A 14,319-nucleotide genomic window follows, 5' to 3' on the forward strand; every position below is an offset into this window, starting at 1 on the left:
ACAGCGGCCTGGCCCTGGCCCACGCCCGCCGCAGGGCGGCCAGCCGCCGCAAGGCGGCTATGGCGAGCCGCGCGGACCGCAGCCGCCCCGGCGCCCCGGTCCGCCCCCGCAGGGTCGCCCGCCGCAGGGTCGCCCACTACCCAATAACGCACCTCCGGGCGCACAGTCCACGCAGAAGATCGAGCGTCCGCAGGACGGGCGCGCCGGTTCGCTGACCGAGGCCGTCGCCGAACGCAACCGGCGGTCGGCCCCGCCCAGCGGTCCCCGCCCCGCCAGCCCGCGTCCCGGCCAGGACCGCCCCGGCGCGCGCCGCACCGATGGCGCAAGTACCACCGGTGAGCGCCGCGCGACCGCTGGCGCCCCGCCATCGGGACCACCGCCGCGGCGCAACGGCGCCGACGGCGGCTCCGGCGGACCGGGCGGGCGTCGCCCCGGTGCCAAGAAGAAGTCGCCGTGGAGGATCGTGCGCCGGGTCATCTATGTGCTGCTAGCCCTGTCCATCGTGCTGCCGAGCGTGGTCTTCCTGATCGCCTATTCGACGGTTTCGGTACCCCAGCCGGGCGACCTCAAAACCAACCAGGTCGCGACCATCCTCGCCAGCGATGGCACCTCGGTGATCAGCAAGGTCGTGCCGCCCGACGGCAACCGCACCGATGTGACCATCGAGCAGATTCCGCCGCATGTGCGCAATGCCGTGATCGCGGCCGAGGACCGGGACTTCTACACCAACCCGGGCTTCTCGGTCTCCGGCTTCGTGCGTGCCGCCAGGGACCAGGCGCTCAACAAGGAGAGCGCGGGCGGTGGCTCGACCATTACCCAGCAGTACGTGAAGAACGCACTGGTCGGTGACGAACACTCGCTGACCCGCAAGCTGCACGAGCTGGTCATCTCGGCGAAGATGGCGCGCCAATGGAGCAAGGACGAGATCCTCGCCGCCTACCTCAACACCATCTACTTCGGTCGCGGTGCGTACGGCATCGACGCCGCGGCCAAGGCCTACTTCGGCAAGCCGGTCCAGGATCTGACCATCGCCGAGGGCGCCGTGCTCGCCGCCACCATCCAGCAGCCCTCCGGCCTGGATCCGGAGAAGAATCCCGAGGGCGCGAAGACCCGCTGGAACTATGTGCTCGACGGCATGGTCTCCGGCGGCAATCTGAAGGCCGAGGAGCGCCAGGCCCAGCAGTTCCCGCAGGTGGTCCCGCTGTCCACCACCAAGGACAAGAGCCTGGACTCCGGCCCCGAGGGCTTGATCAAGACCCAGGTGCTCAAGGAGCTGTCGGCCGCGGGCATCAGCGAGCAGCAGCTCAATACCGCTGGTCTGTCGATCACCACGACGATCGATCCGAAGGCGCAGCAGTCCGCCGTCGACGCCGCGCAGAAGAAGATGCAGGGCGAGCCGGAGAAGCTGCGCGCCGCAGTGGTGTCGGTGGATCCGAAGACCGGTGCGGTGCGCGCCTACTACGGCGGTGACGACGGCCAGGGCTACGACTTCGCCAATGCCGGTCTGCAGCCGGGCTCCTCGTTCAAGGTCTTCGGTCTGGCGGAGAACCTGGAGCTGGGCAAGCCGCTGTCGGAGATGTACGACAGCTCGCCGATCACCGTGAACGGCATCAAGATCACCAACGTGGAAGGCGAGCAGTGTGGTACCTGCACCATCGCCGAGGCGCTGAAGCGCTCGCTGAACACCAGCTTCTATCGCATGGAGCTGGATATGCAGAACGGTCCGGCGAAGATCGCCGATATGGCGCACAAGCTCGGCATCCCGGACACCATCCCCGGCGTCGGCAAGTCCCTCGTCGAGCCGGACGGTTCCCCGCCGAACAACGGCATCGTGCTCGGTCAGTACCAGGCCAGGGTGCTCGATATGGCCTCCGCCTACGCGACCTTGGCCGCCTCCGGCATCTACCACGCACCGCACTTCGTCACGAAGGTGGTGACCGCCGACGGACAGGTGCTGCTCGACCGCGGTGACGTGGCTGGCGAACGTCGCGTCTCGGAGGCGGTGGCGGATAACGTAAGCGCCGCGATGAAGCCGATCGCCGCATGGTCGCGCAACCACAACCTGGCCAACGGCCGCGAGTCGGCGACCAAGACCGGTACCGCCCAGCTCCTCGACACCGGCGAGAACAAGGACGCCTGGATGGTCGGCTACACCCCGTCGCTGTCCACGGCGGTGTGGGTCGGCTCGATCGATAACTCGCCGCTGCGCAACTACAGCGGCGGCATGGTCTACGGTTCCGGCCTGCCCGCGGATATCTGGAAGGCCACCATGGACGGCGCCCTGCAGGGCACGCCCAACCAAACCTTCCCGAAGCCCGCACCCATCAAGGGCCAGGCCGGTGTGCCCGAGTGGTCGGCGCCGTTCACCCCGCCCTCGACCACGGAGGTACCGCTGATACCGCCGATCCAGATCGTTCCGAACACCATCGACACCCCGTTCGGGCCGATCCAGATTCCGGGCGTGCAGCCGCAGACGCAGCAGCGCCAGCCGCAGCAACAGCAGCAGCAGCCGGAATCGACGCCGCTACCCGGGCAGCCGACGGTGAACTCCGATGGCTCGCTGTCGACGACCACCGGGTCACCCCAACCCGGCGGCGCCGGTAATGGGAACGGCAACGGCGGCCAACCGACGCGCACCCGGTAGCCTCATACGATCAAAGGTCTGGTCAGCAAACTGCGGCTGACCAGACCTTTGCCAGATCCTCGGAATCAGACACTCGTGATGTACCAGAACCCATTCGGATCCTGGTAGCACTTGTCCTGAACCCCAGCCCAGCTGAGGCATTCGGTGAAGGAGCCGTAGCCCTTCAGCACCACATAGGAGCCATCCGAAATCTGAACGCACCTATCGCGTACTCCGGCCCAGGTCAGACATTCCGAGTACGACCCATATCCCGCCGAAGCATTGCCCGCGAATCCGACAAGTGCGGCACCGGTAAAAGCCACTGTAGCCACAAATCTCGTGAACATACCCCACCCCCCTTTGAATGGTCGGCAGCGAATCCTGCCTATCCCATTCGACGATAACACGATGAGTTCGCTTGTATGAGCGGTCCATCGGCACCATGCGGTGTGCAATGCCGACCGCCCACTGACGCGATCCGCGCGTGACATTGAACGGCCGGTAGCCTCGGATGGCGTGAAGGATCAGCAGCTGGTGGACGAGCAGAGCAACGGGAGTGCTCCGCGGTCCAAAGGGTGGCAGCCCAGCCAGGTACCCACTGTCGCGCCCGCGCCGCTCGCACCCGATCTGCGCTCGTGCGACGGCCGGGATCGGCCCAGCCGCAACGATTCCCTGACCGCGCAGCTCAGTACCGTCATCGGCGGGCCGGTCGGTGACCACGCGCTGATCGGCCGGGTCCGGTTCTGGACCCCGATGCGGGTATTGCTCGCCTTCGCGCTGGTCTTCCTCGCGCTGGGCTGGGCGAGTAAGGCGGGCTGCATCCAGCAGACGACCGCCTCGGACGGTTCGCTCACCCTGGACTGGAACAACGGCCGCCAGTACGTGGCCATGTGCTACTCGGATACGGTGCCGCTCTACGGCGCGGAACGCTTGAACGAGGGCGCGTTCCCATACAAGAAGCAGTGGACCGAGTCGACTCCGGACGGCGGCCGGGAGACCAGGTACATGGAGTATCCGGTGCTGTCCGGGCTCTATCAGTATGCGGCGATGCAGGTCGCCAAGACCTGGGACGCGTCACCGCTGCCCGGTGCGTTGCAGGTGGTCATCTACTTCAATGTGGTCGCGGTCGGCCTGGCCATGGCCTGGCTGGTCACCGTATGGGCCTCCGCGCAACTCGCGGGGCGGCGGATCTGGGATGCCGCGCTGATCGCCTGCTCGCCGCTGGTGATCGTGCACATTTTCACCAACTTCGATGCACTCGCAACGGCTTTCGCTGCCACCGGCCTGCTCGCCTGGGCGCGCCGCCGACCGGTACTCGCGGGTCTGCTGCTCGGACTCGGCGGCGCGGCCAAGCTATATCCGCTGCTGCTGCTCGGACCGATCCTGGTGCTGTGCCTGCGCGCCGACCCACTGCAGCGGGTGCCGAGCGCACGCTTGGGCCTGCGCCTCAGCGATATCACCGGATGGCACACCGCACTGACCTGGCTCCGCGAAACCCCGTACCGCCTGCAATTTCTCAGCGCCCGCCCACTCGGCGCGGCCGCGCTCACCATTGCGTCGGCGGCCAGCACCTGGCTGGTGGTGAATCTGCCGATCCTGCTGCTGTATCCGAACGGCTGGCGGGAGTTCTTCCGACTCAACACCACTCGGCACGCCGATCCGGACTCCATCTACAACGTCATCACCTCGTTCACCGGCTGGGACGGATTCGACGGCAAGATCGACCACACCCATCAGCCGACCATCCTGAACCTGGTTTCGCTGCTGGTATTCGTCCTGGCCTGTGCGGTGATCGCCTATATCGCGCTCACCGCACCGCGCCGTCCGCGCCTGGCCCAGCTGTGCTTCCTGGTGGTGGCCGCCTTCCTGCTCACCAATAAGGTGTGGAGCCCGCAGTACTCGCTGTGGCTGGTGCCGCTGGCCGTGCTCGCGCTGCCGCATCGCCGAATTCTGCTGGCGTGGATGACCATCGACGCGCTGGTCTGGGTGCCGCGCATGTTCTACTACCTCGGCTTGGACCGCAAGGGCCTGCCCGAGCAGTGGTTCACCGGCACCGTGGTGCTGCGCGATCTCGCGGTGCTCGGGTTGTGCGCGTTGATCATCCGGCAGATCTACCGGCCGGAGGAGGATCTGGTCCGGCGCGATTTCGTCGATGATCCGGTCGGCGGCATCGTCGATCGCGCGCCGGACCCGCTGCTGCCGTGGCTGCCCGAGGCGCTGCGGCCCCGGGTGGCCCTGCGCTAGCGAACCCGCCCGAAAAGCCCACCAGTCCCCCGTCCAGACGGCTCCCGCCGTACCGCCCCCTGGGTTCCAGGGGGCGGTCGAAGGTAGTCGTATGGCGATCGAATACGGCGTGTTCGACCGCCGTATGACTACGCACGGCGAGCAGCGACGGGGTGCTAGCTGGTGCGCAGGAAGCGCGCCTGCCTGGCCGGTTCCCTCGGCAACAGGTCCAGATCCAGCTGCCACGCGCTGCCGGTCCACGGATCGAACAGCGGGGTGCCGTCCATTGTCGGCAGATGTCGACAGGACTGCGAGAGCATCGCCAAGGTGCCGTCACTGGAATCGGATTCGTCGGTGCCGACGATAACCGTGGACAGCCCGATCAGATCGCCGCGCATCAGCAGGACGGCGATGCGCTGTGCGTCCGAGGTCTGGTAGCCGTGCGGGAAGTCGGCCGCGAGCAGCACCCGATGCTCGGTCGGCGGGGTGAAATTCCCACTGGAATACGCCAATTCGGCCAATTCGGCGGCGTCGACCAGGGCCTGCAGCCGCGCCGAGATCTCACCGAAATCGGTGATCGGCGGGCCGTTCAGCACCGGGGTCAGCGGACCGACGAGCTGCGCGAACGCGCCGGTCAGATCGATCATGTCGACCAGGGTGCGCCGACCGGGATCGGCCGCGAGCAGCCGGGCCAGCAGTGCGCCGACGATCGGGGTCGCCGCTGCCGTGGTTTCGGTATCGATCCACAGCGGGCGGGTCAGCGGCACCGGCACGCAGTACGGAATGCGCAGCGGCCCACGTTCGATCGCGTAGAGCTCGCCGAGCCGGATGCCGTCGCTCGGCGTGGGCGGCCGATCCCAAGCGGGTGAATCCCAGGTGGCCAGCGACGGCGGCAGCTGCCGATCGGCATCGGCGAGTTCACGCATGAGCTGTTCGCTATCGCGCAGATGGTTGCCCTCGGCGGTGGCGATCAGATCGTCACAGCGGCGCTGTGCGGACCGACGCGCATCCTCGGCGGCCGGGGTGTTCCTGGTGGCCGGATCCGAAACCGCCGCGGACAGTTCCTGATCCAGCCGCTGCATGGCGTAATCCCGCGATGAGATGAGCGCCGCGGCCGAACGCGCGGCATCCTCGAAGATCATCCACAGCCGCTCCAGTCCGTGCGCCACCTCGACCGGCGCCGGACCGCTCGCGCGGGAGTCGCCGGTGCCGGGACCACTGATGGTGTCCTGACCGCTGGCCCGTCCCGGAGCGCTGACCGGGTCGGCATCGCGCAGACCGGCCGCACTGGGCTGACCCGGTTGGCCGGACTGCGGCGTCGCCGGTTCATCCACCTCGACGCCGTGCGCGGTGAGCAGTACGGCCAGTCCACCCGCATAGCCCTGACCGACCGCGCGCAGCTTCCAGTCGGTCCCGCGCCGGTATACCTCCAGACAGATCAGCGCGGTCTCCCCGGCAGCCGGATTGATCGCGAATTCCGCTGTCGCGATGTCAGCTACGGCGAGTGCGGCGGTGACCGCACCGAGCCCACCCGATGGTGCCGGTGCGGCCGGATCGGCACTGACCACCAGCAACACCGCCTGCGCGTCGGCGCGCACCTCGGCGAGCCGGATGGTGACGCCGTCCTCGGATAGCGTCACCCCCGCCGTCTCGGTCTGGTTGTAGAACACGAAATCGCCCGTATCGAAGACCCGCAGGTTCTGCGCGACGACGAGCGCGGAAACATCCAGGGCAGCCCCGGCTTTCGCGCTGAAACGAACGATATCGCCGGTCAGCACTATATTCTGACCGGCCTTCAGCTGAATCACGTTGTCCGCCCCGTTATTTCGTGTTCTGTTCGGTTCGAGCGCAGTTGCTGCGCGTACTGGTCAATTGGTGAGGAACCGGCCCAGCTGCGGAACCGCTTCGCCCGGATGTTTGGCCTGGAAGCCTTCGCCGAGGGCCTGCATCTTCCAGTCACCGCCGACCCGGAACAGCTTGGCCATCGCCATCGCGGTGAACGGCATACCGCCGGCGAGGGTGTACCTGGCCAGCTCGGCATTGTTGGCGCCATCGACCAAGCGGCAGAACGCATTCTGGATCTGCTCGAAGGTGTGGCCCTTATAGGAGGTCACGATGAACAGCACCGAGCTGACGTGGGCCGGGATGCGGGTCAGGTCGACCAGGATCACCTCGTCATCGCCCTCACCCTCACCGGTGAGGTTATCGCCCTGGTGCCGGATCGAACCGTCCTTGGAGGTCAGCTGACCGTAGTAGGCGACATCCACCACGTTCATGTCGGCGAACATCACGACCGACGCATCGAGGTCGACATCGACGGTCCGATTGCCGAACATGCCGCGGTTGCGCACCGGATCCCAGCCGAGACCCATCTTCACGAAGGTCAGCGCGGCGCCACCCTCCTTGCGAAGGGTGACCCGCTGCCCCTTGACCAGGCTGACCGGACGGTCCTTGCTCAGGCTGACCTCGGCGGGCGGCTGCTGCTGAGCCGCGGGCTGAGCGGGCGGCGGATAACCCTGGCCGGGGGCGGGCTGGCCGGGCGGCGGCGGGTAACCACCGGGGCCGGGCGGGGGCGGGTAGCCGGCACCGGGCGGCGGCGGGTAGCCGGGTGCACCCTGCGGGTGGGTCTGCTGCGGCGGGTACTGCGGCTGCTGCTGCGTCGGGTACGCGGGCGGGGCCGGCGGCGGGTAACCCTGAGTGGGCTGCGCGGGCTGATAGGTCGGTGGCGGCGGAACCTGTGTCGCGGCCGGAGATTCGTCGACGGTCACACCGTGATCGGTGACCAGTGCCGCGAAACCACCCGCGTAGCCCTGGCCGACCGCACGCACCTTCCATTCACTCTGGCGCCGGTACAGCTCGAGCGCGATCACGATCGACTCGGTGTTCAAACCGTCGATGCGGTACTCGTACAACCGATTACCCGCCGAATCCGAGACGACCGCGGTCGGCGCGGCGGAGCGGCCGAAATTGCTGGTCGCGTCGTCGAGGGTGATAACAGCACGGATCTGCGCGATATCCGCTGGCACCGCATTCAGCGACACCGCCAAGGACGCCGGCTGCCCGGCCGGTGCGGGCTGCAGATTCACCCCTGGACCACTGGGCTGGTTGAAGAAGACGAAGTCCGCATCGGAACGGACCTTCCCCGAGTCGGTGACCAGCAGTGCGGACAGATCCGCCGGTGCGGTCAGCTGGACGGAGATCACCACGTCATTGACGGCCAGCGGGCCATTCTGACCCTTGGCGAGTGTTGCGGACAAGTTCGACCCTTCGCTTGTCGGTGCGTACGGTGCCACTCTACGAGAAACGTGCCGAACGCGATCCGAAGTAACCGCCGCTATGGCCCGGATCGTTGCCCGGAGATCGGTTAGGGTGACGAAACGCAGTTGGAATATGGGCGATCAACACCATGTTCCCGAACGAGACGGCAGGCAAACTCCCCCATGGCGCAACTGTTCGAGCAGTCGAAAAAGGTGATCGAGGCACACCTCGCCGGAACGAGTATCCGCGCGATTTCCGGCTCGATGGTCGCCTATGAAGGAAATGTGCAGTTCAAGTCGGCCGGTTTCGGCGGTGGCGACGGCGTACTCGCCGGACTCAAGCGGCGTGCCACCGGCGAGAAACTGTCGTTGATGGAATGCGGCGGCAATGGTCGGGTCTTCTTCGCGGTGAACGGCCAGCACGTCACCGTGGTGAATCTGAACAACGAGACGCTGCAGGTCGAATCGCAGCAGCTGCTCTGCTTCGCCGGAAACCTGCGCACCGACGTACGTTTCGCCGGTCTGCGCGGCGCGTCGTCGGGCGCTGGCCTGTTCACCACCACGGTGACCGGACAGGGTCAGGTCGCATTGCTCTCGGCCGGTGGGCCGCTGATCCACCTGGAGGTTTCGCCGCAATATCCGTTGATCGTGGATCCGGATGCCTTCGTCGCCTGCCGCGGCAATCTCAATCAGTCGTTCGTGACCGATGTTTCGTGGCGCACGTTCGTCGGCCAGGATGCCGGGGAGGCGTTCTCATTGCGCTTCGACGGTCAGGGCCTGGTATTGATCCAGCCCGCGGAACGGTAAGGGGGCCTGCGATGTTCGAGAAGGTCAACGGCAAGGTCGTCAAGGTCGACGTCGGCATGGCGGGCGGTGTGGTCGCGCGCAATGGCGCGATGCTGTTCTATACCGGAGATATTTCCTTTGCGCCGCACCAGATTCCGGGCATGGCCCCGGGCATGGGGGGTGGCGGCATCATGCGAATGGCCGGGCAAATGATGGCCGGTGAGCATGAGCGCACCATGCTGGCGACCGGCAATGGCCAGGTGCACTACGGTTTCGCCGGGCTGGAAGTGCATGTGGTGCAGATGCAGCCGGGCGCGGTGCTGCGCGTGGAGGCCTCGCGGCTGCTGGCCAATACCGCCGCACTGCAGAGTTCGGTTGTGTCCGTGATGAGTTCGGGCGGCGGCGGTGGCGGCGGGCTGATGGGCGCGTTGCGCGGGGCGGCGAGTGGTGCGCTGACCGGCCAGGGCATGTTCACCACGCAGCTGTCCGGACAGGGTGCGGCGGTCCTGCTCGCGCACGGCGGATTCCTGGAACTTCCGGTGGGCGGACCGCATCCGATCGTGGTGGATCCGCAGGCCTTCGTCGCCGCCTACGGCAATGTGCAGACCGAGTTGAAGACGGCGCTGAGCTGGCGCGATGCGGTCGGCCGCGGTTCCGGGGAGGCCATGCAATTGCATTGCGTCGGACAGGGTGTGGTCTATGTGCAGGCCTCGGAAGAGAAGTTGTGAGTCATGACCGATATTTTGAATCCGCTGAATCTCGGTGAAAGCGACAATATTCCGGGCAACAGCTACGCCTACTGCATCGACCTGAACAAGCCGTGGTTCATGCGCAAGGGCGCGATGATCGCCTACTACGGCGACATGCGGTTCCAGATGCTCACCCACGGGCTGCAGGGTGGGCTGCTGCACATGGTCTCCCAGCAGTTCTCGGCACCGCTGTTCACCGGCGACTATGTGATCGCCGAGGGCCACGGCAAGCTGATCATCGGCGACCGCGGCTACGACATCAATTCCTATGACCTCGAAGACAACGGCAACCTCACCATTCGCGCCGCCAACCTGCTGGCCTTCGAACCCGGCCTATCACTGAACCAGTCGATCGTCCCCGGCTTCCTCACCCTCATCGGCACCGGCAAGTTCCTGGCCTCCTCCAATGGCCCGGTCATGTTCGCCGAACCGCCGCTGCGCGTCGACCCGGAAGCCCTTGTCGGCTGGGCGGATTGCCCCTCCCCCAGCCATCACTACGACCAGCGCTGGGTCTCCAACTTCCTGGCCGCCGGTGCCGCCCGCTTCGGCGTGAATTCCGGTGAGGAGCGCCAGTTCGACTTCACCGGCGCGGGAACGGTTCTCATCCAATCCAGCGAGAAGATCCTCAGCGATTCGGCGCTGGTGCGCACCATCGAGGGCCAACTCCAGAGCGGTATGACCGTCGGCGGTCTGCAGCGGCTGCACGGTGTCATCACCCAGCAGTTGGGCGCACAGCAGCGCGACTATTGAACCGGATGACCTGCAGATCATCCCGGTAGTCCTACCTTCGGCGGATACGCGGCACCCGCTCGATCACTAACTTTCCCAACAGCAGGCATCGTGTTGGGAGGCACTCATGAGTATCGGACTCGTGGTCGCGATCGTCGCGGTCATCGCAGTCATCGCGGTCATCGCGGTCATCGCGGTGGTGGTGAAGCGGTTCCAACCCATCCGGCCGCAATCCCCCACCCCAAAGCTCCCTTTCCCGACCGATCCCGCCTATCCCCGCCCGAACCGCCCCCGCCCCGAGCACTACCAACCCCGGTCGCAGCAGCCCGCAACCGACTCGACACCCGCCTACACCCCGCCTCCCATCCTCGACCACTCCTCCCGCTACGCCCTCGACTGGCTCAACCGCACCCGCATCCGCTGAGGCGAAAATTGCCTGCGCCGAAGCCGGGACCGATTGCGTTCTGGGAGTTGGTCGGTGCCAGCGGGTCCGCCCTGGGATGTGGTGCGCGTCGTAGCAGCGCTGACCACCCTCGAATAGCTCGCGCGCACCCGCTGAGGCGCACATCGCCGCCTCGGAACCAGATCCGTGTTCTGGCAGTTGGGCAGTCCCAGACAAGCCACCTAGGATGCGGCGCGGGTCGTCGCGCCACCAACCCCCTCGGCATTCTCGCCGCTGTTCTCACAAGCACCGGGGCAACGCCCTCAGCTCGGTTGATTCGACCGTTGATTTCGGTCAGTCCCTGGACAATTGCAGAATGCCACCCTTCGTATTGTCGGATGCACGACTCGCGGCGCTGGCGAACCTGGTGCAAGACGAGGCCGCGTTCGAACAGGCCTACCCCCGGGTGGCGGATTACCTATCGATGGCCGAACAGCTGGCGGGGACCGGGGATGCGGTGGCGGATGCGGCCTTCGATCTGCGGTTGCTGCACTTTATGACCGGTGGGGAGAGTGTCGATCCGTATTGGGATATCGTCGCGCCGTCGGTGGCGGCGGGGCCGCCGGAGCGCGGCGGGCGACGCGAGGTGAACGGCGGCCGCGCGAAAGGTAGTGCGCGGCTGGGATATGCGCAGATCGTCGTGCAGGCGACTTACGCCTATGCCGTGCCGGCACCGGAGACGCTTGCCTGGATCGCCGATATCACGCGCGGGCGATCGGTCGCCGAGATCGGTGCGGGACGCGGCTACTGGGCCAGCCGGCTCGCCGAATCCGGCGTGCCGGTAACGGCTTACGATACGCATCCGCCGGACCGCTCGAACAACACATCCTTTCCGTCGGCAGCCGGGCAGCCGCATATTTGGCATCCGATCCAGGAACTCCGAGACGCCGATGCCTACCGCGACATTGCCGATGCCGCCGACGTCCTACTGCTCTGCTGGCCACCGGGTTGGGCGAACCCTATGGCCTCCGGTGCCCTCGACGCCTATCAGCGCGTCGGTGGTGATCTGCTCATCTACATCGGCGAACCACCTGGCGGCCGCACCGCCGACGCCGCCTTCTTCCATGCGCTGGAGGCGAATTGGGAATTGGTCGATCAGGACCCCGACTACGTCGCCTGGTGGAACCTGGCCGATAGCGCCCAGTGCTGGCGACGCCGCTGACGCCGTGCCCAACCGAGCGTCGCGGCGAGCCCGAAACGTTCGGAGAACGCCGACATTTCGTCGAACTGCTCGGCACGGTCGGCCGCCATCGCCCCGACCACGATGCGGGTGACACCTTGTGCGGCAAACCCATCCACCCATTCCGCCGGCATCTCGATCGATCCCCAGCGGGTGTACTCGAGTGCGGACGGATCCCGTCCCGCCTCGACGGCCGTGGCACGGGCAAGATCCAGCTGAGCGGCACGTTCAGCCAGCATCAGCATGCCGATCAGCATTCGACCTCCTTCGAACCATCACGGCAACGCTAAAGATTGCCGCCGGTGTCAAGGCAAGCCCCTATTCGGCGGATCCCGGCGCAGCCTTGATGAACCAGTTGATGATCTCCTCGCCCGCCAGAATTCCCGACGCACGGGTAACGGTGAGGTTGGGATGGGTCCAGTTGAGTTGTTCGAGTTCGCCGTGGCGGGGGCGAATGGCGGAGTCGGCGGTGCGCAGCATTTCGGCGTCGAGCGCGCCGTCGCCCGCGGCGAGAGTCATTGCCGCATCGGTGAGTTCGCCATTGTCGAGCAGGCGGCGGCGGACCTCGCGGACCGCGTGGCTCTTGCAGACGGCCACGGGCATGGTGTAGATCTTGCGGCCCTGCTGGGACGCGGACCAGCCGCGCGGACGACACCACGCATCCCATTCGGCCAGGAAACCCTCCGGCACCTCCTTCGGCTTCACCACCAGATAGGTGAACAAATGGTCGGCGATACGGAATTTGGTGACCCAGGAGTCGTCGATGCGCGCGCGCAGTTCGGTATTCACCTCCGACAGCGTCGCGCCGCCGGCCCGCACCTGCGCGTCGATATCAATGCGCCAGCGCATATCCGGTATGCCGTCGACCAGAATATTGCCGCCATTGCTGGTGATGGCGTATCGCCACGGGGCGCCCGGTAGTTGGATCCGCTCGAATTGCTTGATGGTCCGAGTGGTGGTCGGGATGACGGCAGCGGGTTCGGTCAGGGTCTGCATCCGCAGGGCGGCGGTGGTCGTCATGAACGACAGGGGTGCGCCCTCCAGATGTTCCACACAGACCGTCGGCACATTGGTGGCGGAGTGGAAAGCATTGCGCGAGTAGATCATCGTCCGGTCGAGATCGGTAGCGATCAGAGCATGTCTTCGTAGTCGTCGTAAATGCATTATTGCTGCACGTCCTTGATCAATCCCATGCACGAATAGGCAAGGTCGGGTACGACCTCGACCGGAACACCGCGAGCCGCGGCGAGCAGTCGGATATGTGCGTGCTCGGGCGCGTCCGCCTCGCGCACCAGCACCCGCCACGGCAGTCGCCGCAGCAGCACCCGAGTCGTTTCGCCGACACCGGGTTTCACGAAATTCACGCTGGCCACGCCGTACGCCGCGCGGACCTGGTCCACCGAGGCCCAGCCGGTCCAGGTCGGCGTGCGGTCGCCCGCGCGCACGGTGGCCAGTTCGGCGGGCACCCGATCCCGGACGGTATCGAAGGCCGCGGTCACGGTGTCGAGCAGGCGGCCGGATACGTCATCGTCGGCCAGGTCGCGGTAGAACTTCGCGCCGTGGAACTCGCCGGGGCCGATCAGCGTGTCGTTCAGCACGGTGCGTGAAATCAGTCCGGATACCGTCGAATTCAGGCAGGCGGAGGCGATGAGGAAGTCGTCGCGGGTGCCATAGGTGCGCACACAATGTCCCGGATCGGCGAGTACGGCGAGTTCGTCATTGAATCGCGCGCCGCCCGCGGCGTAATAGGCGTCGAGCGCTTCGGTGAGTTCACGAGTGATCGCGCCCTTGCCGGTCCAGCCGTCGACGAATACCACCGACGTCGGATCATAATGGCGCGCAAGGTAGTCCAGAGCTACCGCATCGATGCCGCGATCGCGCACGATCGACACCGCGTAGTGCGGCACATCGAGGCTCGGCAGATCCGGCCCGCGCCCGCTGAGCAGCCAGCGCCGCATCAGAATCCCGATCGGCGTCCCGGCCCTGGCCAATGACACCAGCACGATGTCCTGGCCGCGTTCGGCGACCACGAGTTCCGATACCGTCGCGACGGCGAGCGCCAGCCGCTCGGCACTGTCGGCGAGCACTTCGTCGAACAGCGAGCGGTACGCGGCGTCCGGCTGATATTCGATCGGCAGCGATTCCGCGTAATGCGCCGCACCGGACTGGATCCGGCGCTCGCGCTCGGCAACATCGGCCTCCAGATCGACCTCCGACAGATCCTTCAGCAGCCAGGAAACCTCTTGGGCCGCATACGATCCGAAGGCCGGGCCGTGCAGTGGCTCCGGTACCGGCAATGCCGTTCGGGGCGAGATATTCGATTCCGGCAC

General features: G+C 66.5%; 13 protein-coding genes. 7 read left to right on the forward strand and 6 right to left on the reverse strand.

The features are described from left to right. Positions 1 to 460: 460 nt before the first annotated feature. Complete coding sequence (locus ABZ293_RS03680; protein WP_355177823.1) at positions 461 to 2,644, forward strand: transglycosylase domain-containing protein; 2,184 nt, start codon at positions 461 to 463, stop codon at positions 2,642 to 2,644. A 65-nt stretch (positions 2,645 to 2,709) separates the two neighbouring features. On the opposite strand, the gene ABZ293_RS03685 is transcribed toward ABZ293_RS03680, so the two are convergent. Next, complete coding sequence (locus ABZ293_RS03685; RefSeq protein ID WP_355177165.1) at positions 2,710 to 2,970, reverse strand: hypothetical protein; 261 nt, start codon at positions 2,968 to 2,970, stop codon at positions 2,710 to 2,712. 169 nt (positions 2,971 to 3,139) lie between these two features. Between ABZ293_RS03685 and ABZ293_RS03690 the strand changes: the two genes are divergently transcribed. Further along, positions 3,140 to 4,867 carry a glycosyltransferase 87 family protein gene (locus ABZ293_RS03690; RefSeq protein WP_355177166.1) on the forward strand — a complete coding sequence of 576 codons (1,728 nt, stop codon included), beginning with the start codon at positions 3,140 to 3,142 and terminating at the stop codon, positions 4,865 to 4,867. Positions 4,868 to 5,022: 155 nt separating this feature from the next. Here ABZ293_RS03690 and ABZ293_RS03695 read toward each other — a convergent pair whose 3' ends face one another. Both ABZ293_RS03695 and ABZ293_RS03700 read right to left on the reverse strand, forming a co-directional pair. After that, a complete protein-coding gene (locus ABZ293_RS03695) occupies positions 5,023 to 6,654 on the reverse strand; it encodes a TerD family protein (RefSeq protein WP_355177167.1) in 1,632 nt (543 codons plus the stop codon). 60 nt (positions 6,655 to 6,714) lie between these two features. Then, positions 6,715 to 8,103: a TerD family protein gene (locus ABZ293_RS03700; RefSeq protein WP_355177168.1), complete on the reverse strand. Its 1,389-nt coding sequence runs from the start codon at positions 8,101 to 8,103 to the stop codon at positions 6,715 to 6,717. Between the two features lie 183 nt (positions 8,104 to 8,286). Between ABZ293_RS03700 and ABZ293_RS03705 the strand changes: the two genes are divergently transcribed. The 5 genes from ABZ293_RS03705 to ABZ293_RS03725 all read left to right on the forward strand — a co-directional run bounded on the left by ABZ293_RS03705 (position 8,287) and on the right by ABZ293_RS03725 (position 11,971). Next, positions 8,287 to 8,910 (forward strand): AIM24 family protein, encoded by a 624-nt coding sequence (locus ABZ293_RS03705; RefSeq protein WP_355177169.1) that lies wholly within the window; start codon positions 8,287 to 8,289, stop codon positions 8,908 to 8,910. An 11-nt stretch (positions 8,911 to 8,921) separates the two neighbouring features. Further along, the gene (locus ABZ293_RS03710) at positions 8,922 to 9,617 is read left to right on the forward strand and encodes an AIM24 family protein (protein WP_355177170.1); all 696 of its coding nucleotides are present in this window, start codon (positions 8,922 to 8,924) and stop codon (positions 9,615 to 9,617) included. 3 nt (positions 9,618 to 9,620) lie between these two features. Beyond that, complete coding sequence (locus ABZ293_RS03715; RefSeq protein WP_355177171.1) at positions 9,621 to 10,388, forward strand: AIM24 family protein; 768 nt, start codon at positions 9,621 to 9,623, stop codon at positions 10,386 to 10,388. Positions 10,389 to 10,494: 106 nt separating this feature from the next. Continuing rightward, on the forward strand, positions 10,495 to 10,791 hold the full coding sequence (locus tag ABZ293_RS03720; protein ID WP_355177172.1) for a hypothetical protein: 297 nt from the start codon (positions 10,495 to 10,497) through the stop codon (positions 10,789 to 10,791). A 334-nt stretch (positions 10,792 to 11,125) separates the two neighbouring features. Next, positions 11,126 to 11,971 (forward strand): hypothetical protein, encoded by an 846-nt coding sequence (locus ABZ293_RS03725; protein ID WP_355177173.1) that lies wholly within the window; start codon positions 11,126 to 11,128, stop codon positions 11,969 to 11,971. Here ABZ293_RS03725 and ABZ293_RS03730 read toward each other — a convergent pair. From ABZ293_RS03730 to ABZ293_RS03740, 3 genes are all read right to left on the reverse strand, one after another. Next, positions 11,917 to 12,246, reverse strand: coding sequence for a hypothetical protein (locus tag ABZ293_RS03730; protein ID WP_355177174.1), 330 nt, complete (start codon positions 12,244 to 12,246; stop codon positions 11,917 to 11,919). The genes ABZ293_RS03725 and ABZ293_RS03730 overlap by 55 nt on opposite strands. Positions 12,247 to 12,307: 61 nt before the next feature. Beyond that, positions 12,308 to 13,096 carry an HAD family hydrolase gene (locus tag ABZ293_RS03735; protein ID WP_355177175.1) on the reverse strand — a complete coding sequence of 263 codons (789 nt, stop codon included), beginning with the start codon at positions 13,094 to 13,096 and terminating at the stop codon, positions 12,308 to 12,310. A gap of 56 nt (positions 13,097 to 13,152) precedes the next feature. Continuing rightward, entirely contained in the window at positions 13,153 to 14,319 is a 1,167-nt protein-coding gene (locus ABZ293_RS03740) for a cysteine protease StiP family protein (RefSeq protein ID WP_355177176.1), read from the reverse strand.

The organism is Nocardia sp. NPDC005998, from assembly GCF_040614395.1.
GTDB lineage: Bacteria > Actinomycetota > Actinomycetes > Mycobacteriales > Mycobacteriaceae > Nocardia.

What these genes read in the sequence shown, in the direction of transcription:
- ABZ293_RS03715 (WP_355177171.1), top strand. Translation starts at nt 9,621, where the DNA reads ATGACCGATATTTTGAATCCGCTGAATCTCGGTGAAAGCGACAATATT.
- ABZ293_RS03685 (WP_355177165.1), bottom strand. Translation starts at nt 2,970, where the DNA reads ATGTTCACGAGATTTGTGGCTACAGTGGCTTTTACCGGTGCCGCACTT.
- ABZ293_RS03720 (WP_355177172.1), top strand. Translation starts at nt 10,495, where the DNA reads ATGAGTATCGGACTCGTGGTCGCGATCGTCGCGGTCATCGCAGTCATC.
- ABZ293_RS03705 (WP_355177169.1), top strand. Translation starts at nt 8,287, where the DNA reads ATGGCGCAACTGTTCGAGCAGTCGAAAAAGGTGATCGAGGCACACCTC.
- ABZ293_RS03730 (WP_355177174.1), bottom strand. Translation starts at nt 12,246, where the DNA reads ATGCTGATCGGCATGCTGATGCTGGCTGAACGTGCCGCTCAGCTGGAT.
- ABZ293_RS03725 (WP_355177173.1), top strand. Translation starts at nt 11,126, where the DNA reads ATGCCACCCTTCGTATTGTCGGATGCACGACTCGCGGCGCTGGCGAAC.
- ABZ293_RS03710 (WP_355177170.1), top strand. Translation starts at nt 8,922, where the DNA reads ATGTTCGAGAAGGTCAACGGCAAGGTCGTCAAGGTCGACGTCGGCATG.
- ABZ293_RS03735 (WP_355177175.1), bottom strand. Translation starts at nt 13,096, where the DNA reads ATGATCTACTCGCGCAATGCTTTCCACTCCGCCACCAATGTGCCGACG.